Source organism: Cupriavidus sp. 05T42 (genome assembly GCF_056396345.1).
The window spans coordinates 92,102-112,473 of the sequence record NZ_JBFTLH010000012.1 but is presented as its reverse complement, the minus strand read 5'-3'; the positions used below and the strand labels follow the sequence as shown (position 1 = coordinate 112,473).

General features: G+C 68.7%; 19 protein-coding genes. 10 read left to right on the top strand and 9 right to left on the bottom strand.

The window, feature by feature from the left end:
- Positions 1–25 precede the first annotated feature (25 nt).
- The 4 genes from arfB (at position 26) to AC1EJR_RS17540 (ending at position 6,382) form a co-directional block, all read left to right on the top strand.
- Positions 26–430 carry an alternative ribosome rescue aminoacyl-tRNA hydrolase ArfB gene (arfB, locus tag AC1EJR_RS17555; RefSeq protein WP_092300419.1) on the top strand — a complete coding sequence of 135 codons (405 nt, stop codon included), beginning with the start codon at positions 26–28 and terminating at the stop codon, positions 428–430.
- A 186-nt stretch (positions 431–616) separates the two neighbouring features.
- Entirely contained in the window at positions 617–3,820 is a 3,204-nt protein-coding gene (locus AC1EJR_RS17550) for a bifunctional cytochrome P450/NADPH--P450 reductase (RefSeq protein WP_477113461.1), read from the top strand.
- A gap of 261 nt (positions 3,821–4,081) precedes the next feature.
- Entirely contained in the window at positions 4,082–5,293 is a 1,212-nt protein-coding gene (locus AC1EJR_RS17545) for an MFS transporter (protein WP_454757413.1), read from the top strand.
- 63 nt (positions 5,294–5,356) lie between these two features.
- Complete coding sequence (locus tag AC1EJR_RS17540) at positions 5,357–6,382, top strand: GlxA family transcriptional regulator (RefSeq protein ID WP_092300250.1); 1,026 nt, start codon at positions 5,357–5,359, stop codon at positions 6,380–6,382.
- A 27-nt stretch (positions 6,383–6,409) separates the two neighbouring features.
- Here the strand turns inward: AC1EJR_RS17540 and htpX are convergent, their stop codons facing one another.
- Entirely contained in the window at positions 6,410–7,288 is an 879-nt protein-coding gene (htpX, locus tag AC1EJR_RS17535) for a protease HtpX (RefSeq protein WP_477113460.1), read from the bottom strand.
- Positions 7,289–7,408: 120 nt separating this feature from the next.
- A complete protein-coding gene (locus tag AC1EJR_RS17530; protein ID WP_477113459.1) occupies positions 7,409–7,744 on the bottom strand; it encodes a hypothetical protein in 336 nt (111 codons plus the stop codon).
- Between the two features lie 176 nt (positions 7,745–7,920).
- On the opposite strand from AC1EJR_RS17530, the gene AC1EJR_RS17525 reads away from it, so the two are divergent.
- The 4 genes from AC1EJR_RS17525 to AC1EJR_RS17510 all read left to right on the top strand — a co-directional run bounded on the left by AC1EJR_RS17525 (position 7,921) and on the right by AC1EJR_RS17510 (position 9,838).
- Complete coding sequence (locus tag AC1EJR_RS17525) at positions 7,921–8,355, top strand: Cd(II)/Pb(II)-responsive transcriptional regulator (RefSeq protein ID WP_092300241.1); 435 nt, start codon at positions 7,921–7,923, stop codon at positions 8,353–8,355.
- 125 nt (positions 8,356–8,480) lie between these two features.
- Positions 8,481–8,627, top strand: coding sequence for a hypothetical protein (locus AC1EJR_RS17520; RefSeq protein ID WP_477113458.1), 147 nt, complete (start codon positions 8,481–8,483; stop codon positions 8,625–8,627).
- 163 nt (positions 8,628–8,790) lie between these two features.
- A complete protein-coding gene (rnk, locus tag AC1EJR_RS17515; protein ID WP_092300238.1) occupies positions 8,791–9,219 on the top strand; it encodes a nucleoside diphosphate kinase regulator in 429 nt (142 codons plus the stop codon).
- A 265-nt stretch (positions 9,220–9,484) separates the two neighbouring features.
- Positions 9,485–9,838, top strand: coding sequence for a hypothetical protein (locus AC1EJR_RS17510; RefSeq protein WP_092300235.1), 354 nt, complete (start codon positions 9,485–9,487; stop codon positions 9,836–9,838).
- A gap of 138 nt (positions 9,839–9,976) precedes the next feature.
- On the opposite strand, the gene ypfJ is transcribed toward AC1EJR_RS17510, so the two are convergent.
- The 6 genes from ypfJ to gcl all read right to left on the bottom strand — a co-directional run bounded on the left by ypfJ (position 9,977) and on the right by gcl (position 17,529).
- Positions 9,977–10,861, bottom strand: a complete 885-nt coding sequence (ypfJ, locus tag AC1EJR_RS17505) for a KPN_02809 family neutral zinc metallopeptidase (RefSeq protein ID WP_092300232.1) — start codon at positions 10,859–10,861, stop codon at positions 9,977–9,979.
- 135 nt (positions 10,862–10,996) lie between these two features.
- Positions 10,997–12,481, bottom strand: coding sequence for a pyruvate kinase (pyk, locus tag AC1EJR_RS17500; protein WP_477113457.1), 1,485 nt, complete (start codon positions 12,479–12,481; stop codon positions 10,997–10,999).
- 61 nt (positions 12,482–12,542) lie between these two features.
- On the bottom strand, positions 12,543–13,874 hold the full coding sequence (locus tag AC1EJR_RS17495) for a glycerate kinase type-2 family protein (RefSeq protein WP_477113456.1): 1,332 nt from the start codon (positions 13,872–13,874) through the stop codon (positions 12,543–12,545).
- An 89-nt stretch (positions 13,875–13,963) separates the two neighbouring features.
- A complete protein-coding gene (glxR, locus tag AC1EJR_RS17490; protein ID WP_092300223.1) occupies positions 13,964–14,887 on the bottom strand; it encodes a 2-hydroxy-3-oxopropionate reductase in 924 nt (307 codons plus the stop codon).
- Between the two features lie 57 nt (positions 14,888–14,944).
- Positions 14,945–15,727, bottom strand: coding sequence for a hydroxypyruvate isomerase (gene hyi, locus AC1EJR_RS17485; protein ID WP_477147322.1), 783 nt, complete (start codon positions 15,725–15,727; stop codon positions 14,945–14,947).
- Positions 15,728–15,744: 17 nt separating this feature from the next.
- Positions 15,745–17,529 carry a glyoxylate carboligase gene (gene gcl, locus AC1EJR_RS17480; protein WP_092300216.1) on the bottom strand — a complete coding sequence of 595 codons (1,785 nt, stop codon included), beginning with the start codon at positions 17,527–17,529 and terminating at the stop codon, positions 15,745–15,747.
- A gap of 295 nt (positions 17,530–17,824) precedes the next feature.
- Between gcl and AC1EJR_RS17475 the strand changes: the two genes are divergently transcribed.
- Together AC1EJR_RS17475 and AC1EJR_RS17470 are read left to right on the top strand one after the other, a co-directional pair.
- Positions 17,825–18,505 (top strand): hypothetical protein, encoded by a 681-nt coding sequence (locus AC1EJR_RS17475; protein WP_441593529.1) that lies wholly within the window; start codon positions 17,825–17,827, stop codon positions 18,503–18,505.
- A gap of 63 nt (positions 18,506–18,568) precedes the next feature.
- A complete protein-coding gene (locus AC1EJR_RS17470; RefSeq protein ID WP_477105913.1) occupies positions 18,569–19,486 on the top strand; it encodes a LysR family transcriptional regulator in 918 nt (305 codons plus the stop codon).
- Between the two features lie 183 nt (positions 19,487–19,669).
- On the opposite strand, the gene AC1EJR_RS17465 is transcribed toward AC1EJR_RS17470, so the two are convergent.
- Positions 19,670–20,362, bottom strand: a complete 693-nt coding sequence (locus AC1EJR_RS17465) for a GntR family transcriptional regulator (RefSeq protein ID WP_092300207.1) — start codon at positions 20,360–20,362, stop codon at positions 19,670–19,672.
- Between the last annotated feature and the right edge of the window lie 10 nt (positions 20,363–20,372).

Genomic DNA, 20,372 nt, shown 5'->3' with positions numbered 1-20,372 from the left:
CGCATGCGTTGCTATGATGGCGGCCATGGCCGGCGACTTCCTCATCCCTCATCACGAATACGAGATCACCGCGATCCGCGCCCAGGGCGCGGGCGGGCAGAACATCAACAAGGTGTCCAACGCGGTGCACCTGCGCTACGACGTACGCACGGCGTCGCTGGCGGCCGACCACAAGGAGCGGCTGCTGGCCCTGCACGACCACCGCATCACCCGCGACGGCGTGATCGTCATCAAGGCGCAGCAGCACCGCAGCCTGGAGATGAACCGCGAGGAAGCGGTTCGGCGCCTGCACGAGCTGGTGGAGAGCGTGGCCACGCCGCCGCGCACCCGGCGCGCCACGCGGCCCACGCTGGCATCGCGCAAGCGGCGCATCGAGGCCAAGACCCAGCGCGGCCAGATCAAGGCGCTGCGCGGGCGGGTGGTCGATTAGTCGTTAGTCACCCAGTCAACGCCAGTCACCGATCGGTCACTTTATTCGAACGTTTATTTCAAACGCACGGCGGATGCCTCGCGGCGGCGGGAATTGGAGGGCATGCTCGGTGTCCGCGCGTTGACTTCGCCCCCGAAACTCGGCGATTGTCTACGGCAGTCAAGACCCGCCCCCAGGCCCGCCCCCATGTCCATCGTCCAGCCCGCCGTTGCCCTCCAGCCCATTCCGCGCGACCCGGGCTGGCCCATCGTCGGCAATCTGTTCCAGATCACGCAGGGCGAGGTCGGGCAGCATCTGCTGGCGCGCAGCCGGCACCATGACGGCATCTTCGAGCTGGACTTCGCGGGGCGGCGCGTGCCGTTCGTGTCGTCCGTGGCGCTGGCCAGCGAGCTGTGCGACGCCACGCGCTTCCGCAAGATCATCGGCCCGCCGCTTTCCTACCTGCGCGACATGGCCGGCGACGGCCTGTTCACCGCGCACAGCGACGAGCCGAACTGGGGCTGCGCCCACCGCATCCTGATGCCGGCGTTCAGCCAGCGCGCGATGAAGGGCTATTTCGACGTGATGCTGCGCGTGGCCAATCGCCTCGTGGACAAATGGGACCGTCAGGGCCCGGACGCCGATATCGCCGTGGCCGACGACATGACCCGGCTCACGCTGGACACCATCGCGCTGTCCGGTTTCGGCTACGACTTCGACTCGTTTTCCAGCGAACGGCTAGACCCGTTCATCGTGGCGATGGTCGGCGCGCTGCAGGAGGCGATGAACAAGCTCACGCGGCTGCCGATCCAGGACCGCTTCATGGGCCGCGCCCACCGCCAGTGCGCCGCGGACATCGCCTATATGCGCAACCTGGTGGACGATGTGATCCGCCAGCGCCGTGCCGCGCCCACCGCCGGCATGGACCTGCTGAACCTGATGCTGGAGGCGCGCGACCCCGAGACCGACCAACGCCTGGACGACGCGAACATCCGCAATCAGGTCATCACCTTCCTGATTGCCGGGCACGAGACCACCAGCGGCCTGCTGACCTTCGCGCTCTACGAACTGCTGCGCAACCCCGGCGTGCTGGCGCAGGCCTATGCGGAGGTGGACGCCGTGCTGCCCGGCGACGCCGCGCCGGTCTACGCCGATCTCGCCCGGATGCCCGTGCTGGACCGCGTGCTCAAGGAGACGCTGCGGCTCTGGCCGACCGCGCCGGCGTTCGCCGTGGCGCCGTTCGACGATGTGGTGATCGGCGGGCGCTACCACCTGCGCAAGGATCGGCGCATTTCGGTGGTGCTGACCGCGCTGCACCGGGACCCACAGGTGTGGGCCCACCCGGAGCGGTTCGATATCGACCGTTTCCTGCCCGAGCACGAGGCGCGGCTGCCGGCGCACGCCTACATGCCGTTCGGGCAGGGCGAGCGCGCGTGCATCGGCCGGCAGTTCGCGCTGACCGAGGCCAAGCTGGCGCTGGCGCTGATGCTGCGCCACTTCGCCTTCCACGATCCGTACGACTACCAGTTCAAGCTCAAGGAAACGCTGACGATCAAGCCCGACAACCTCGTGCTGCGCGCGCGGCGGCGCCGCCCGCACGAGCGCATCGCGGCCCAGCCCGTGGCGGCGGAGGCCACGCCCGCCGCGCAGGCCGAGGTACGCGGCCACGGGCAGGCGCTGACCGTGCTGTGCGCGTCGAGCCTGGGCACCGCGCGCGAGCTGGCCGAGCAGATCCACGCCGGGGCGGTGGGCGCCGGTTTCGCGGCGAAGCTGCAGGATCTCGACGACGTCGTCGGCGCGCTGCCGGCGTCGGGCATCGTGGTGATCGTCGCCGCTACCTACAACGGCCGCGCGCCGGACTCGGGCCGCCGCTTCGAGGCGATGCTGGACGCCCACGCGGCGGCCGGCTATCGCGCCGATGGCCTCCGGCTGGCGCTGCTCGGCTGTGGCAATTCCCAATGGGCGACGTATCAGGCGTTCCCGCGCCGCGTGTTCGACTTCTTCACATCGGCGGGCGCCGTGCCGCTGCTGGAACGCGGCGAAGCCGATGGCAACGGCGACTTCGACCAGTCCGCCGAACGCTGGCTGGGCCAGCTCTGGCAGGCCTTGCAGGCCGAGGGCGTGGACCCGGGCGGGGCGGGCACGGGCGGCATCGTCGCGGAGGTCCGCAGTCTGGCGGCGATCCGCGCCGAGACGCTGCCGGCCGGGACGCAGGGCTGCACGGTCTTGTCGAATACCGAACTTGTGAACGATCCGAGCGGCCTGTGGGATTTCTCTCTTGAGGCGCCGCGCACCTCCACGCGCGACATCCGCCTGCAACTACCGCCCGGCGTGACCTACCAGACCGGCGATCACCTCGCCGTCTGGCCGCAAAACGGCGCCGCGCTGGTGGAGGCGCTGTGCGAACGGCTCGACCTCGACGCGAACGCCATGGTCACGCTCTCCGCGCCGCAAGGCACCGGGCGGGGCCTGCCGATTGGCCAGCCGCTCCCGCTGCGGCAGTTGCTGACACACTTTGTTGAATTGCAGGACGTGGTTTCCCGGCAGACGCTGCGCGGGCTGATGCGCGCCACGCGCTGCCCGTTCACGCAGCAGGCGCTGGCAATGCTGGCCTCGGACGATGCCGAGCGCGGCTACGCGGCGCAGGTGGCGGCGCGGCGGCTGGGTCTGCTCGACGTGCTGGTGGCGCACCCGGCGATCACGCTGTCGCTGGAGGGCCTGCTCGGTTGCGTGGTGCCGATGCGGCCGCGTTTCTATTCGATTGCCTCGTCGCCGCTGGTGTCGCCGGACGTGGCGACGCTGCTGGTCGGCACGGTCTGGGCGCCGGCGCTGTCCGGGCGCGGGCAGTTCCGGGGCGTGGCCTCGACGTGGTTGCAGGGGCTGGCGCCGGGTGCGCGCGTCGCGGCGTCCATCCGCACGCCGAACCCGCCGTTCGCGCCCGAGGCCGACCCGCGCGTGCCGATGCTGCTGATCGGCCCGGGCACCGGCATCGCGCCGTTCCGGGGCTTTATCGAGGAACGGGCGGCGCAGCGCGCGGCGGGGCAGGCCGTGGCGCCGGTGCAACTCTACTTCGGCTGCCGCCATCCTTCGCACGACTGGCTCTACGGCGACGAGATCGCCGCCTGGGCCGGGCAGGGCGTGGCCGAGGTTCATGTCGCCTATTCGGTGGTGCCGGAGGCGCCGCGCTATGTGCAGGATCTGCTCTGGCAACGGCGCGACGCCGTCTGGGCGCAGATCGAAGCCGGCGCCACGGTCTACGTCTGCGGCGACGGCCGACGCATGGCGCCGGCGGTACGCCAGACGCTGATCGACATCGGCACGCAGGTAGGCGGGATGGACGCCACGCAGGCGTCCGACTGGTTCGCCGGGCTGGTGGCGCAGGGGCGGTACCGGCAGGACGTGTTCAACTGACGGCGCGTATTGAGGTGCTGTCCCTCTCCCCCGGCCCCTCTCCCGCAAGCGGGCGATGGAGACCCCGCTCGGTTTGCCAATCGGCGAGGGAGACGACCCTTCGGTTTGCTMCCCTCTCCCTCTGGGAGAGGGGCCGGGGGAGAGGGCAGGCGCCTGCCGGAGCCCCACCGCTTCCTGGCAGAATTCGACGGATCATTGTCCGTCAGCCGCCCCGCGTCGCCCGTACGCTGGTAGCCATCCCACTCTTATCCGGAGAATCCGATGGCTACCTCCGCCATGCGGCAGGCGCGCGTGCTGGCGCTGTGCCAGGCGCTATACACCGCCGCGCTGTCCGTTGACCTGACGCTGACCGGGCTGGTCGGCTACACGCTCGCGCCGGACAAGGCGCTGGCCACCTTGCCGTTCGCGCTGATTACCGTGGCCTCGGCGCTGACCGCCATCGCCGCCGCATTCCTGATCGAGCGCTTTGGCCGCCGGCTGGCGTTCTCGCTCGGGGGGCTGGCCTGCGCGCTGGGCGGCGTGGTCTCGGTCTGGGCGATCTATACCCATCACTTCGTGTTGTTCTGCGTCGGCACGGCGCTGGTCGGCGTGTTCCAGGCGTTTGCGCGCTTCTACCGGCTCGCCGCCGCCGATGCCGCGCCCGCGCCGGACAAGCCGCGCGCCATCTCGGCCGTGCTCACCGGTGGCGTGGTCGCCGCCGTCTGCGGGCCGGCCATCGCCGCGTGGAGCGCGGACATGATGCAGCCGCTGCCGTTCGCGGGCTCGTACGCGGTGGTCGCCGTGTTCGGCGTGCTGACCATGCTGGTGCTGGCCTTCGCCTACCGCGAGCCGGCCTCGCTGGCCGCCGGCAGCGCCGCCAGCGATGGCCTGCCCGCGCGCCCGCTCGGCGAGATCGTGCGCCAGCCGATCTTCCTCGCCGCGTTCGCCAACAACGGCATCGGCAACGCGGTGATGATGTTCGTGATGACGGCCACGCCGATTGCCGCCGTGGCGTGCCAGCACACGATCACGCAGGGCGCGCAGATCATCGAATGGCACCTGGTCGGCATGTACGCGCCGTCGTTCTTCTCGGGCTGGCTGCTGCAACGCTTCGGCAATCCGGCGATGCTGGCCAGCGGCATTGCGCTGTCGGCGCTCGCGGCGGTGGTGGCACTGTGCTCGACCGCGCTGCCGGCCTTCTACCTCGCGCTGCTGTGCCTCGGCATCGGCTGGAATTTCATGTTCGTGGGCGGCACCACACTGCTGGCGGGCAGCTACCGCACCGCCGAGCGCGCGCGCACCCAGGCGACGGCCGAGTTTTCCGCCGCCGTGCTGACGGCGCTGGCCACGCTGGCGGCGGGGCAGGTGCTCTATCACTGGGGCTGGCAGGCTGTGAACGTGGCCGTGCTGCCGGCGCTGGCACTCGCGCTGGTCATCACGCTGCGCTGGCAGCGGCATGCGCGGCGGGTGGGGGCGATGGCGGCCCCGGCCTGATCGACAGCACGCGGCCCGGCGTATGATCGGGGCCACCTCATCCGTTCCCATCGCTCGATTCCCATGCCCACCGACCTCCATCTCATCGCCGCATCGCCCCGCGTGGTGGTGATCGTGGCGCCGGACCCGGCGCAGGAGCTTGACGTCACCGGGCCGACCGCCGTGTTCGGCGCGGCCAACAAGCTGTGCGGGCGGGCCGAGCCGTTCTACGACGTGCGCGTGGTCAGCGTCAGCGACGACGCCATCGTGCGCACCGAAAGCGGCGTGCGGATGCTGGCCGACGCGCCGTACCACCAGATCGCCGACGCCATCGGCCAGCCCATCGACACCCTGCTGATCTCGGGCGGCTCCGGCCACGCGGCGGCGTCTGACGACGCGCGGTTGATCGGCTGGATCCGCGAGCAGGCGCCCCGGGTGCGGCGGCTCGGCGCGGTCTGCACCGGCGCCTTCGTGCTCGCCCGCACCGGGCTGCTGGACGAAGCGCGCGTGACCACGCACTGGCGCCACGCGGACCGCCTGGCCACGCGCTACCCCCGGCTGACCGTCGATGCGGACCCGATCTGGATTCGCGCGGGCCGCTACTACACCTCGGCCGGCGTGACGGCGGGCATGGACCTGTCGCTGGCGCTGGTGGAGGAAGACCTCGGGTACGCGGTGTCGCTCGAAGTGGCGCGCGAACTCGTCCTGTTCCTGCGTCGACCGGGCAACCAGGCGCAGTTCTCCACCTCGCTGCGCGCGCAGGCGGCCGAGAGCGTGGAGTTGCGGGCCTTGCAGGGATGGATGGCGGATCACCTCGACCGCGACCTCTCGGTAGCCGTACTGGCCGAGCGGGTGGCGATGAGCCCGCGCAACTTCGCGCGCGTGTTCGCCAAGCAGGTGGGGGAGACTCCGGCGCGTTACGTGGAGCGGCTGCGGGTGGAGGCGGTGCGGCGGATGCTGGAGGCCAGCGACCGCCGGCTGGAGAGCATCGCCCACGCCACCGGCTTCGCCAACGCGGACGTCATGCGGCAGGCCTTCCTGCGGCATGTGCAGACCACGCCCGAACGCTACCGGGCCGCCTTCCGGGCGGAACGGGGCGCGGCGGCCTAGCGACCGCCGACCCGCGCCCTTATCCCATTAACGGCTGGATTGCAGCGCCGCGATGCGCTGTTCGATCGGCGGATGGCTCGAGAACATCGCCAGCCACTTGCGGCCGCCCGAGATCCCCATCGCCTGCATGTTCTGCGGCAGGCCATCGGCATCGAGGCCGCCCAGGCGGCGCAGCGCCGAGACCATCGGGGTGGGCGTGCCCATCAGGCCGGCCGCGCCTGCGTCCGCACGGAACTCGCGCTGGCGCGAGAACCACGCCACGATCACGCTGGCCAGGATGCCGAAGAGCAGCTCGCAGATCACCACGGTGATCATGTAGCCGATGCCGGGGCCGCTCGACTCCTCGTCGTTGCGGCGCAGCCACGAATCCACGAAGTAGCCGACCACGCGTGCCATGAAGATCACGAAGGTGTTCACCACGCCCTGGATCAGCGTCAGGGTGACCATGTCGCCATTGGCGATGTGGGCCACCTCGTGCGCCAGCACGGCTTCCACTTCGTCGTGGGACATCGACTGGAGCAGGCCGGTGGACACCGCCACCAGCGAGCTTTTTTTCGACGCGCCCGTGGCGAAGGCATTCGGCTCGCCGTCATAGATCGCCACTTCGGGCATCGGCAGGCCGGCCCGGGTGGCGAGTTTCTCGACGGTCTGCATCAGCCACAGCTCGGTGCTGGTGCTCGGATGGGTGATGATCTGGGCACCGACCGACCACTTGGCGATGGTCTTGGACATCAGCAGCGAGATGAACGAGCCGCCGAAGCCCATCAGCGCGGCGAACGCCAGCAGCATGCCGAGGTTGAGGCCGTTGGATGTCAGGTAGCGGTTCACGCCCAGCAGGCTGGCCGCGACGCTGAGGACGAGCATGACGGCGATGTTGGTCGCCAGGAACAGGAAAATACGTTTCATGGTGTGTGGGGCAAGGATAAAGACGCGGACGAGCCGCAGGCGCTCACGGCGCTGACTGGGCGCCGCACGACAAACGGAACGCGCACGGCCGGCCAGTGGCGGCCACGCGCGCAATGGGGATCAGCCGCGCGGCGGGCGCGGCAAGCGGGGAAGGTGGGGGTCCGGCAGCGTGATGCCGGCATAGCGCGGCAAGGCGCCGCGCACAGAGGGGGCGGCCACACGCGGCATCGGCGCGGGCAACAGCTGTTCGGCGAAGTCGGCGCCCGGCGGCGAGGGCTCGGCGCTATCGGCCGGCATCGGCAGGCGTGGCTCCGCCGGCGCGGCGAAGTCGGCCTGATCGGCCAGCACCGGGTCGGCGGCAATCATCACCGCCTGCATCGACGTCTCCACCTGGGCCACCGGCGTGCTGACGCCTGCCCAGGCCTGCAACGGCAGGAAGGCAAGCAGCACGATCATCAGCAGGAGCCGAAGCGGTTGCACGGAGCGGTGTGACGAGGGGGACGACATTGGCGTCGATTCTACCGCAGGGGGCTGGCGGCCGTTGCCCCGCAGCAAGCTGACGGCAAATCGCCTACACTCCCTCCGTAACCCTGTAATTGCTACAGGGATTTCCGAACCCGGAGAACCAGACCATGCGTATCGGCGAACTGTCCCGCCACAGCGGTTGCGACGTCGAGACCATCCGCTATTACGAGCGCGAGGGGTTGCTCGATGCCCCGCAGCGGGAAGACAACGGCTATCGCCGGTACGGCGACCCGCATCTCGTGCAGCTCAACTTCGTGCGCCATTGCCGTTCGCTGGGGATGAGCCTGTCCGATGTGCGCCGGCTGCGGGATTTCCAGCGCAATCCGTCGCTGGCGTGTGGCGATATCGACACGCTGCTCGACCGCCAGATCGACCAGATTCACGCCCAACGCGTGGCGCTGGAAGCGCTGGAAGGGCAGTTGCGTGCGCTGCGGCATACCTGCGAGAACCCGAACCCGCATCCGGCCAGCGAGTGCGGCATTCTCCAGAACCTCCAGCAGGCAGCCGAAGGGGCGGCCTGCGAATGTCATCCACGGCATTGATGTGATGGGCTCCATTGCATAAGAGCGTATCAATGCGGCGCATAGGGTACACCCTCAGCCCGCGCCATCGGACGGCTGTGCTAGCATGGCCGTTCGTTTTCCCTGCATCTCAGATCATTCTCACGATGTCCCGTCATCTGCCGTTCACCGCATTCGCCATGGTCCGCTTCCAGCGGCCGGCGGGCGCGTGCGTGCGGGTGAAGCGCATCGCCATGCGCAGCATCGACCGCCGGATCAACGCCCCGCTTGATCCCGCCCGGTTCCCGGCCTGACCGATCCCCACCAAGCGGGCCCGGCGCCGAACCGGGCCCGAGTCACCGCAGTTTCCATCCTGCCGGCGTCGCCCCATTGCGCCGGCCATTGAATTCCTGACACCCTGGCCGCCGCGCGCCTGAATCTGCGCTCGGCTGCCGCCTTGCGAGAGAGACCTTTGCCATGGCCAAGTCCAACGGCGTTTCCAGCAACGCCCCCACCCTGTACCTGACCGAACTGGACGTGACGCGCCTGGAAGGTATCGCCAGCCGCGCCGCCACCGCCGAACTCGACGAAATGCTGGACGCGCTGCTCACCCGCGCGGCCATCGTGCCGCCGGACGCGATCCCCAAGGACGTGGTGACGATGAACTCGCGCGTGGTCTGCGCACTGGAAGGGGAGCCGGCGCCGCGCGACTGGACGCTGGTCTATCCGGACGATGCCGACCTGGCCGGCGGCCGCCTCTCGGTGCTCTCCCCGGTGGGGCAGGCGCTGCTCGGCGCCCGCGCCGGCCAGACCGTGGACTACCGCCTGCCGGACGGCCGCCAGCAACGCGTGACCGTGCTGGAAGTGGCCTTCCAGCCCGAAGCCAGCGGCCAGTTCACGCTCTGATCTCGCGCTGATTCCCCCGGTCATCCGCCTGGATTGACCGGTCAACGCGGCTGGCACCCCGCCAGTCGCGCCCCCGCGGCCACCGTTCATCGGCAGGTCCAGCGTTTCACGGCGTGCAACGCACCATTCGTCGCAGCGGTATTTCTCGTTGGCGGCCGACCCACTAACCTTCACTCCGTGCTCAGATGGCAACGCAGATTGTTCATCCGGGCAGCAGTTCAGCTGTCTACATAAAAAAGCAGTGAATCAGTTGAAGGAGTCCCAGATGAACGCCAAACGTATCCTTGGCGGCGCCCTTGTGTTCGCCGCATTCGCAGCGTCAGCCGCGGCCATGGCCGCGCCGGCCGCCACCAGCAAGGCTGGTAAGTTCGACGTCTATGCCGATGCCTTGCGCACCGGCAGGTTCGATGTCTACACGGACGGTGCAAAAACCGGCCCGTTCGACACCTATACGGATGGCGCCCGCCAAGGCCCGTTCAACCCGTTCGGCGAAGGCACCCGGCAAGGCAAGTTCGACAGCTTCAGCGAAGGCAGCCGCACGTTCAGTGGAGAGATCTCCGCGACGCCGGTCGACAACTCGCGCAATGGCGACTTGTACGGCTACAACTATCGCGTCTGAACCTAGCTCGTCCTGACGGACAACGCGGCCACTTAGGTGGCCGCGACAGTTTTCTCTCCCACCTGCCCGGCCGACCTCCTCCTTCTCTCTCTCCGCCTGGGMAGGTGATTTTTGCTCCCGCCGTTCCCGCTTCCCCGCTTACAGCTTCTTCGCCGCAAACGTATCGCATTTGCGGATATCCCCCGTGGTCAGCCCCTGCCTGAGCCAGCGCACACGTTGTTCGCTCGTGCCGTGGGTGAACGCCTCCGGCACCACGTAGCCCTGCGCTTGCCGTTGCAGCCGGTCGTCACCAATCGCGGCGGCGGCTTTCAGTCCTTCCTCCACATCGCCCGGTTCCAGCAGTGCCTGATTGGCCTTTTGCGCCGTCGCGGCCCAGACGCCGGCCAGGCAGTCGGCCTGTAGCTCCAGACGCACGGATAGCTGGTTCGCCTGCGCCTCGCCCATGCGGCGGCGCGCGGCGTCCACCTTGGCGGACACCCCGAGCAGGTTCTGCACATGGTGGCCAATCTCGTGGGCAATCACGTACGCCTGGGCGAAGTCGCCGCTGGCGCCGAAGCGCTTGCGCAGCTCGTCATAGAAGGCCAGGTCGATGTAGACCTTCTGGTCACCCGGGCAGTAGAACGGCCCCATCGCCGACTGACCGGTGCCGCACGCCGTGGGCGTGGCGCCCGAGAACAGCACCAGCGTGGGCGGCGCGTAGCGGCGGTTCAGGTCGGTTTCGAAGATGTGCTCCCATGTCCGCTCGGTATTGCCGAGCACCTTGCGCGTGAACACGGTGAGCTGGTCGGTGGCCGGCGGGCGGTGCGCCTGGGACTGCGGCGCCTGCTGCGGCTGGCCCTGGATGACCGAGGCGCCCTGGAAAATCACCGACGGATCGACCCCAAAGAAATACGAGGCGGCCAGCGCGATAACGATGGTGCCGATACCGATCGATTTGCCGCCGATGGGGAAGCCGCCGCCGCCAAATCCGCCGCCACGGCGGTCTTCCACATTCTGGCTTTCGGCTTCGTCGTCGAGACGCATGAGGGCTCCGTCATAGCTTGTAGATCGGCGGCCACGTGGGGCCGCCATATGTCGGAGCAGTATAGCAATGGCGCCCGACGGTAGATGTCAGCCATCCACCGTCAGGTACATCCCTTAGTGGCCCTCAGCGGGCCCTCAGACCGCCGCCGGCTGGCGCAGCGCGCCGCCGATGCCGAGGTCCGCGTCCAGGCTGCCCGCCACTTCGGTGCCGACTTCGGCCACGCGCAGCAGGTTGGTCGTGCCGCCCTGGCCGAACGGCATGCCGGCCGCAATGGTGATCTGGTCGCCCGGCGCCGCGTAGCCTTCCACCAGGGCCGCGCGGGAGGCGGCTTCCACCATCTCGTCCACGCTCTGCACATCCGGGCTGACCGTCGAATGGATCCCCCAGGCCATGGCCAGCCGCCGCGCAATCTCAAGATTCGGCGTGATGCTGACGATGGGCGCGCACGGCCGCTCGCGCGCGGCACGCAGCGCTGTGGCGCCGGACGACGTGTACGTCACCGTGGCCACCGCGCCGATGATCTGCGTGACCTCGCGCAGCGCCGCGCAGATCGCATCCTGGCGCGTGGAGAGCGGCGCCTCGTGCTGCGCATCGATCATATTGCGGTACAGCGGGTCCTGCTCCACCTCGGTGATGATGCGGTCCATCATCGATACCGCCGGTACCGGATGCCGGCCGTTGGCCGATTCGGCGGACAGCATCACGGCATCGGCGCCGTCGTAGATGGCGCTGGCCACGTCGGAGGCCTCCGCGCGCGTGGGCACCGGCGAGTCGATCATCGATTCCAGCATCTGCGTGGCGATGACGATGGGTTTGCCGAGCTGGCGGCAGATGCGCAGGATGCGCTTCTGCACGCCGGGCACGCGCTCGGGCGGCAGTTCCACGCCGAGGTCGCCGCGCGCCACCATCACCGCGTCGGACACGCGCACGATCTCTTCCAGCTGCTGCAAAGCCGCCGGCTTCTCGATCTTCGACAGCACGCCTGCGCGCGTGCCGATGATCTCGCGCGCCTCGGCGATGTCCGAGGGCCGCTGCACGAAGGACAGCGCGATCCAGTCCGCGCCCAGCTCCAGCGCGAAGGCCAGGTCGCGGCGGTCCTTCTCGGTCAGCGCGGGGATGGGGATCACCGCGTCCGGCACGTTTACGCCCTTGCGGTCAGACAGCGTGCCGTTGTTGGCCACGCGCGTGGTGATGCTGCCGCTCGCCACGGCCACGATGTTCAGGCGCACCTTGCCGTCATCGATCAGCAGGGACTGCCCGGCACTGGCCGCGCGGAACAGCTCCGGGTGCGGCAGGTAGACGCGCGTGGCATCGCCGGGCGTGGGGTCGCTGTCCAGCACGAAGGTGTCGCCGGCCTTGACCGCCACCTTGCCCACCGCGAAGGGGCCGATGCGCAGCTTCGGGCCCTGCAGGTCGGCCAGGACGGCGATGGGGCGGCCGGTCTCGGCCTCCACCTGGCGCACGGCGTCGTAGCGCGCGCGATGGTCCTCGTGCGTGCCGTGGCTGAAGTTCAGCCGGAACACGTCTGCGCCGGCATCGAACAATTGGCGGATGACCGCGATGTCCGAGCTGGCGGGTCCGAGCGTGGCAACGATCTTGGCTTTGCGCTGGCGTCTCATGATGTCTCCTTCCTGTTTCCGTGGGGCTCTTGTGCGTCTTGTGGGGCGGCGCGATCCGGGATCAGACGATCAGGATCGCGCGGAAATCGTTGACGTTGGTACGGGTGGGGCCGGTCACGACGAGGTCGTCGAGGCCGGCGAAGAACCCGTAGCCGTCGTTGTTGTCGAGGTGGGCGCGGGCGGACTGGCCACGGGCGCCGGCCCGCGTCAGCGTGTCCGGGCCGAGCAGGGCGCCGGCGTTGTCTTCGGAGCCGTCGATGCCGTCCGTGTCCCCGGCGATGGCGTGCACGCCGGGCAGGCCGTCGAGCGCCACGGCCAGCGCCAGCAGGAATTCGGCATTGCGCCCGCCGCGCCCGTCGCCGCGCACGGTGACGGTGGTTTCGCCGCCGGACAGGATCACGCACGGCTTCTGGAATGGCTGGCCGCGCGTGGCGACCTGCCGGGCGATGGCGGCGTGCACTTCGGCCACGTCGCGCGCCTCGCCCTCGATGCAGTCGGACAGAATGTGCGCGGTCAGGCCCAGTTCGCGCGCCCGGGCCGCGGCGGCTTCGAGCGACTGCTCCGCGCTGGCCAGCGTGACGCTGCGGTGACCGGCAAAGCGCGCATCGCCGGGCTTGGGCGTCTCGCCGGCGCCGCTCTCCAAGTGCCGGCGCACGTTGGCGGGCACCTCGATCTGGTATTTGGCGATGACCGCGAGCGCGTCGGCGCAGGTGGTGGCGTCCGGCAGCGTGGGGCCGCTCGCGATCAGGGTCGGGTCATCGCCGGGAATATCGGAAATCAGCAGGGTCTCGACGCGCGCCGGCGCGCAGGCCAGCGCCAGCCGGCCGCCCTTGAGCGCCGAGAGATGCTTGCGCACGCAATTCATCTCGCCGATGTTCGCGCCGCTGCGCAGCAGCGCCTTGTTGACCGCCTGCTTGTCTTCCAGTGTCAGGCCCGGGGCCGGTGCCGCCAGCAGCGCGGAGCCGCCGCCGGAAATCAAGCAAAGCACGAGGTCATCGGCGGTCAGTCCCCGCACGGCTTCCACCATGCGTTGGGCGGCGCGCTGGCCTGCGGCGTCGGGTACCGGGTGGGCGGCTTCCACGACCTCGATGCGCCGGCAGTCGGCGCCATGGCCGTAGCGCGTGACCACCAGCCCCGACAGCTCGCCTTGCCAGTGCGCCTCCACGGCCTGCGCCATCGCGGCGGCAGCCTTGCCTGCGCCGATCACCACGGTGCGGCCCTTGGGGGGCGATGGCAGGTGCGGCGGCAGGCAGTGGGCGGCGCTGACGGACGCCACGGCCGTGTCGAACAGGTCGCTCAGCAGCGCGCGCGCGTGGCGGGGATCGCGGAAGTCAGGGAGGCTGCCTGGTCGCTGGGGCGACAGCAGGGCGGCGGTGGCGTCGGTGGCAAGCATGTGGGGTCCGGAAGGCAAGGCAAGACCCGGGCACGGGGCCCGGGCGGGTGAGGCTAGGTACGCTTACTTCGCGCTATTACATCGCGCTATTACTTCGCGCTTTTTGCGATCTCATGGTTMGACATGATCTCGATCGCCCGGCACAGCGCCGAGTGGTCGAGCTTGCCGAAGCCGTTGGCTGCGCATGCGTTGAACAGCTCCTGCGCGGTGGCCGTGTTCGGCAGCGACACGCCCAGCGTCTTGGCCCCTTGCAGCGCCAGATTCAGATCTTTCTGATGGAGTTCGATGCGGAAGCCGGGGTCGAACGTGCGCTTGACCATCCGCTCGCCGTGCACTTCCAGAATGCGCGACGCCGCGAAGCCGCCCATCAGCGCCTGACGCACCTTGGCCGGGTCGGCGCCAGCCTTCGACGCGAACAGCAGCGCCTCGGACACCGCCTGGATGTTCAGCGCCACGATGATCTGGTTGGCCACCTTGGTGGTCTGGCCGTCGCCGTTGCCGCCGACCAGCGTGATGTTCTTGCCCATCAGCTCGAACAGCGGCTTGACCTGATCGAACGCCTCGGCCGGGCCGCCCACCATGATGGTCAGCGAGGCCGCCTTGGCGCCCACCTCGCCGCCGGAGACCGGCGCGTCGAGGTAGGAGGCGCCGAGCTTGTTGATGCGCGCCGCGAAGTCCTTGGTGGCGATCGGCGAGATCGAGCTCATGTCCACCACGATCTTGCTGTAGCTGGCTTCCTTGCCGGCCGTCTTGAGCGCCGCCGCCACGCCCTTGTCGGCGAACAGCACCGCCTCCACGTGCGGGGTGTCCGGCACCATGATGACGATGATGTCCGCGCGCTTGGCGACTTCCTCGGCGCTGGTGCACACTGTCACGCCGGCATCGACCAGTGCCTGCGGCGCCGGATTGACGTCGTGCACGAACAGCGTGTGCCCTGCGGCGCGCAGGTGGCCCGCCATCGGCGCGCCCATGATGCCGAGGCCGATAAAGCCGACGTTTCGTTGATCTGCCATGGAATGTCTCCTCTCTAATCTATCGAAAAATTCTTGAATGTCTGCGGGGCGCGCGGCTTACTGCACGCCCATCGCGGCGCGCCAGCCCAGGCCGGCCTCGGTGGTGGTCTTCGGCTTGTACTCGCAGCCGATCCAGCCGGTGTAGCCAATCTCGTCCAGGTAGCCAAACAGGAACGGGTAATTCAGCTCGCCCGTGCCCGGCTCGTTGCGGCCCGGGTTGTCCGCCAGCTGCACGTGGCGGATCTTCGGCAGGTTGGCCTTGAGCGTCGCGGCGATCTCGCCCTCCATGCGCTGCATGTGATAGATGTCGTACTGCACATACAGATTCGTCGCATTGACTTGACCGATCAGGTCCACCGCCTGCTGGGTGCGCGAGAGGAAGAAGCCGGGGATATCGAAGGTGTTGATCGGCTCGATCAACAGGTCGATCTGCTCCTTCGCCAGCGCGGCGGCCGCGAAGCGCAGGTTCTCCACCAGCGTCTCGTTGGCCTGCTCACGCTTGACGTCCTGCGGCAGCTTGCMGACCAGGCAGTTCAGCTGGCGCACGCCGAGCACCTTMGCGTACTTGATCGCCTCGCCCACGCCTTCCTGGAACTCGCCCACGCGGTCCGGGTGGCAGGCGATGCCACGCTCGCCGGCCTCCCAGTTGCCGGCGGGCAGGTTGTGCAGCACGAGGTCCAGCTGGAACCGGCTCAGCCGGTCGGCAATCTGGTCCGCATGGAACGCGTACGGGAACAGGAACTCCACGCCCCGGAATCCGGCGCGGGCGGCGGCCTCGAAGCGGTCCAGGAAGGCCACTTCGTTGAACAGCATGGTCAGGTTGGCGGCGAGCTTTGGCATGTGTGTCTCTCTCCCGGTCAGGCGGTGGCCACTTCTTCGGACAGGATGGCCTCGTCGGCGTCCTCGATGTCCTCGATCGGCTCGAACTCGTTGATGTTGTCGATCTCGGTACCCATCGCGATATTGGTCACGCGCTCCAGGATCACTTCCACCACCACCGGCACCGAGAACTCGGCCATCAGGTCACGCGCCTCGGCGAAGGCCGGCGCGATGTCCTCGGGCTTGTGCACGCGGATCGCCTTGCAGCCGAGCCCTTCCACCACCTTGACGTGATCCACGCCATAGCCGTCCAGCTCCGGCGCGTTCACGTTGTCGAACGCCAGCTGCACGCAGTAATCCATCTCGAAGTTGCGCTGCGCCTGACGGATCAGGCCGAGGTAGGAGTTGTTCACCACGAGGTGGATGTACGGCACCTTGAACTGCGCGGCGACGGCCAGTTCCTCGATCATGAACTGGAAGTCGTAGTCGCCCGAGATGGCCACCACGTCCGATTCCGGCGAGGCCGTCTTCACGCCGATGGCGGCGGGGATCGTCCAGCCGAGCGGGCCGGCCTGACCGCAGTTGATCCAGTGGCGCGGCTGGTTCACCGACAGGAACTGCGCAGCGGCGATCTGCGACAGGCCGATAGTGCTGACGTAGCGCACGTCGCGCGGGAAGTACTGGTTCATCTCGCGGTACACGCGCTGCGGCTTGATGGGCACGTTGTCGAAGTCGCTCTTGCGCTTCATGGTGCGGCGGCGCTTCTGCACATCGGCCACCCAGGCCTTGCGGCACGGCAGGCGGCCGGCCATCTTCATCTCGCGCGCCACTTCCACGAACAGCTCCAGCGCGGCCTTGGCGTCCGAGACGATGCCGAGGTCCGGGCCGAACACGCGGCCGATCTGCGTCGGTTCGATATCGACGTGAACGAATTTCCGACCCTTCGTATAGACATCGACGCTCCCCGTGTGGCGGTTGGCCCAGCGGTTGCCGATGCCCATCACGAAGTCGGACGCCAGCAGCGTGGCATTGCCGTAGCGGTGCGAGGTCTGCAGGCCGACCATGCCGGCCTGGAGCGGATGGTCGTCGGCGAGCACGCCCCAGCCCATCAGCGTCGGCACCACCGGCACGTTGACCAGTTCGGCGAACTGCACCATCAGGTCGGCCGCATCGGCGTTGATCACGCCGCCGCCGCAGACGATCAGCGGGCGCTCGGCCGCGTTGAGCATGGCGATGGCCTTTTCGATCTGCGCGCGCGAGGCGGCCGGCTTGTACGGCTGGAGCGGCTGGTAGGTCTCCGGGTCAAATTCGATCTCGGCCACTTGCACGTCGAACGGCAGGTCGATCAGCACCGGACCCGGGCGGCCCGAGCGCATCAGGTGGAACGCCTGCTGGAAGACCTGCGGCACCAGCGCCGGCTCGCGCACGGTCACGGCCCACTTGGTCACCGGCTTGGCGATCGATTCGATATCGACGGCCTGGAAATCTTCCTTGTACAGCCGGGCGCGCGGGGCCTGGCCGGTCACGCAGAGGATGGGGATGGAATCCGCCCAGGCCGAGTACAGGCCCGTGATCATGTCCGTGCCGGCGGGGCCCGAGGTGCCCACGCACAGGCCGATATTGCCCGGCTCGGCACGCGTATAGCCCTCGGCCATATGCGAGGCGCCTTCCACGTGGCGGGCCAGCAGGTGCTTGATCGAACCGGCCTTGCGCATGGCCGAGTAGAACGGGTTGATCGCGGCGCCGGGCACGCCGAACGCGGTGGTGATGCCTTCCTTCTCCAGCACGGCGATGGCCGCGTCAACTGCTCTCATCTTCGGCATGTCTGTCTCCAGGGATCGAATTGAAATGGGTGAAATGTCCGCTGGCGTCGATCCTATGCCCGCAGCGGGGCGCGGATAAACAGAAGGGCGATCAGTTGATTCGATACCTGGGGTATGCAATGACCTCGCCGGCGCCGCTATGAAGTGACGAATTCAATACGTTGCAGTGCGGAATCCGCGTCCCCCACAAGCGTGGGGGTTGGGTCGATTTGGGGTGGATTGGGTGCAATTCGGGCTTTCGGTAGCAGGCCGCCCCAGCCAAAATAGCGGGCTCTGTTCTCGCCATCGCCTTGCCATGTACACGCGGCTGCCGTCCACCTATGAATTGATCGAAGCGCTCCAGGCCGGACCCGCCGAGCGCGCGCCGGACAGCCGGCTCGCGGGCGTGCTCTGGGCCGGCTTCGTGCTCGCGCTGGTGCCGGCGCTGGTGGCCGGGGGCGGGCTGGTCTGGTGGCACGAGATCCTCGGCCAGGCGCCGCCCGTGTGGCTGCCGCAGGTGTTCCACGGGCTGCTGGCRGTGTGCGGCGTGTTCTACGTGGGCGCGTGGCTGGTGCGCCTGCTGGTGCGGCGCGATGCGCTGCGGCATCCGCTGCGCTGGCTGTCGCGCCGGGTGGATGTGGAGAGCGATGCCGAGGACGCGCTGGTGCTTCGGCTCGGGCGTGTTCCCGCGCTCCAGTTGCGCGCGCGCCAGCGGCGCATCGTGCTGCAGGCGCGGCTCTGGGAAGGCGCCGCCCGCACGGTAGCGCTGGTGCTGGCGCTCGGCCCAGCGGCGGCCGTGCTGGCCGATGGGCTGGTCGTGGCGGCGCCCGACAAGGGGCCCGCGCTGGTGGCCGTGTACGGCGCCGTGCTGGTGGCCGGCGCGGCGTTCGCCCTGTTCGCCCAGTTGCAGTGCTGCGCGCCGCTGCGGCGGCTGGCCCACGTGCTGGGCGAGGCCGCCGAGATCAGCGACGCGCTGTTGCGCAGCCGCCCCAGCTGACCCGCCGGGGCTGCGAATGCCTCACAATGTGCCAGCAGGAGACAACCGGCTTGACTGGCCCATATGGATAAACTCAAACAAATCGAAGCCTTCATCGCCGTGGTGGAACATGGCAGCATGGCCGCCGCCGCGCTCACGCAGAACGTGACGCCGGTGATGATCGGCCGCCGCATCAACGCGCTCGAGGCGCGCATCGGCGTGAAGCTGCTGCACCGCTCCACACGCCGCATCGTCGTGACGGAGCAGGGCGCGGCGTTCATGGAGCAGTGCAAGAAGGCGCTGTCCGACCTGGACCGCGCCGAGATGCTGATTGCCGAAGGCAAGCACAAGGCCACCGGCCACCTGATCGTGTCCGCCCCGGCCGCGTTCGGCCGCAAGCATGTGGCGCCGCACGCGCCGGCGTTTCTGCGTGCCAATCCCGAAGTGCAGATCTCGTTCAACCTGACGGACCGCGTGGTGGATCTCGTGCGCGAGGGCTACGACGTCGGCATCCGCATCGGCGGCGCCATCGACCCGAATTTCGTGGCGATCAAGCTCGCGACGAACAAGCGCGTGGTCTGCGGCACGCCGGCCTACTTCGCCAAGCATGGGGTGCCGCACACGCTCGAGGATCTGGAGCGGCATAACTGCCTGGCCTTCAACCTGCAAGGCGGGCAGCAGCGCGGCTGGTATTTCCAGCAGAACGGCAAGACGGTGACGGTGCGTGTGAATGGCAACCTCGATTGCAACGACGGGGAATTGCTGCACCGCTGGACCGGCGAGAGTCTGGGACTGGGCTGGCGCTCCACCTGGGAGATCCTGCCGCAGCTGGAGAGCGGCGAGTTGATCACGGTGCTCGACGAATACGCGCTGCCGGACTACGACATCCTCGCGGTGTACCCGCAGCAGCGGCCGGTGCCGGCCAAGATCCGCTTCTTCATCGAACACCTGAAGACAGCGTTCGCAAAGCCCGGCTACTGGACCGGGCGCGCCGAAGCGTAAATCGGGGCCGTAAACGAAAAAGCCCGCAGCCGTTGCGGTCTGCGGGCAGCCCTTCTTGCGAAGGGCGGGGAGAGCTCATGAAGTGCGCCCCCGCAACTTCATGGCGAGAGGAATGATGCGCCTCCCGCCGCGTTTTGGACTTGATCGCCGTCAAGCGCCAGGCATTCCCTGACGATGCAGCGATCAGGCCAGCAACGCCGTCACCAGATCCTTGCCGCGCGATGCGCCCGGCACCTCCTCAAAGTGCAACGCCGCCTCCACATGCGCGAGGTGATCGACCATCAGCGTGACTGCCCGCTCCGCATCGCCCGCGCGCGCGGCGTCGATGAACTCGCGATGCTCGTCGGAGGAACACGTGGCATCGCGCCGGCTCTGGTACAGCATGGTGATGACCGCGCTGCGCATGGACAGCTCGCGCATGATCTCGGTCAGCACGTTGTTGCCAACCACCTCCGCCAGCACGATGTGGAAGTCGCCCAGCAGCCGGGTGCGCACCTGCGCGTCGTTGCCGCCCAGGGACTTGCGCTCGGCGGCCAGATGCTTGTCGATGCGCTTGTAGTCCGCCGCCGTGGCCTTGGCCACGAACTCGCGCGCCAGCGCGGCCTCCAGGATGCGCCGCACCGCGAAGACTTCACGCGCCTCCTCGGCACTCGGCTTGGCGACGAAGGCGCCCTTGTCCGGCACGATCTGGATGACCTTGTCCTTGGACAGCATCAGCAGCGCGGCCCGCACCTTGGTGCGGCTGACGCGATAGACGCTGGCCAGCGCCTCCTCCCGCAGCTTGGTGCCGGGGGGCAGGCGGTGCGAGACGATGGCGGCGACGATGTCGTCGGCAATCGCCTCGGCGGTCATGTCTGGATCGATGTGCTCGGGCATGGTGTCGCGC

Excerpts from the sequence above, each read along its gene's own strand:
- gcl (WP_092300216.1), bottom strand. The coding sequence starts at position 17,529 with ATGCCGAAGATGAGAGCAGTTGACGCGGCCATCGCCGTGCTGGAGAAG.
- rnk (WP_092300238.1), top strand. The coding sequence starts at position 8,791 with ATGGCCAAGTCCAACGGCGTTTCCAGCAACGCCCCCACCCTGTACCTG.
- AC1EJR_RS17520 (WP_477113458.1), top strand. The coding sequence starts at position 8,481 with ATGTCCCGTCATCTGCCGTTCACCGCATTCGCCATGGTCCGCTTCCAG.
- pyk (WP_477113457.1), bottom strand. The coding sequence starts at position 12,481 with ATGAGACGCCAGCGCAAAGCCAAGATCGTTGCCACGCTCGGACCCGCC.
- htpX (WP_477113460.1), bottom strand. The coding sequence starts at position 7,288 with ATGAAACGTATTTTCCTGTTCCTGGCGACCAACATCGCCGTCATGCTC.
- arfB (WP_092300419.1), top strand. The coding sequence starts at position 26 with ATGGCCGGCGACTTCCTCATCCCTCATCACGAATACGAGATCACCGCG.
- AC1EJR_RS17545 (WP_454757413.1), top strand. The coding sequence starts at position 4,082 with ATGGCTACCTCCGCCATGCGGCAGGCGCGCGTGCTGGCGCTGTGCCAG.
- AC1EJR_RS17510 (WP_092300235.1), top strand. The coding sequence starts at position 9,485 with ATGAACGCCAAACGTATCCTTGGCGGCGCCCTTGTGTTCGCCGCATTC.
- AC1EJR_RS17525 (WP_092300241.1), top strand. The coding sequence starts at position 7,921 with ATGCGTATCGGCGAACTGTCCCGCCACAGCGGTTGCGACGTCGAGACC.
- AC1EJR_RS17465 (WP_092300207.1), bottom strand. The coding sequence starts at position 20,362 with ATGCCCGAGCACATCGATCCAGACATGACCGCCGAGGCGATTGCCGAC.
- AC1EJR_RS17495 (WP_477113456.1), bottom strand. The coding sequence starts at position 13,874 with ATGCTTGCCACCGACGCCACCGCCGCCCTGCTGTCGCCCCAGCGACCA.
- AC1EJR_RS17530 (WP_477113459.1), bottom strand. The coding sequence starts at position 7,744 with ATGATCGTGCTGCTTGCCTTCCTGCCGTTGCAGGCCTGGGCAGGCGTC.
- AC1EJR_RS17470 (WP_477105913.1), top strand. The coding sequence starts at position 18,569 with ATGGATAAACTCAAACAAATCGAAGCCTTCATCGCCGTGGTGGAACAT.
- AC1EJR_RS17540 (WP_092300250.1), top strand. The coding sequence starts at position 5,357 with ATGCCCACCGACCTCCATCTCATCGCCGCATCGCCCCGCGTGGTGGTG.
- AC1EJR_RS17550 (WP_477113461.1), top strand. The coding sequence starts at position 617 with ATGTCCATCGTCCAGCCCGCCGTTGCCCTCCAGCCCATTCCGCGCGAC.
- ypfJ (WP_092300232.1), bottom strand. The coding sequence starts at position 10,861 with ATGCGTCTCGACGACGAAGCCGAAAGCCAGAATGTGGAAGACCGCCGT.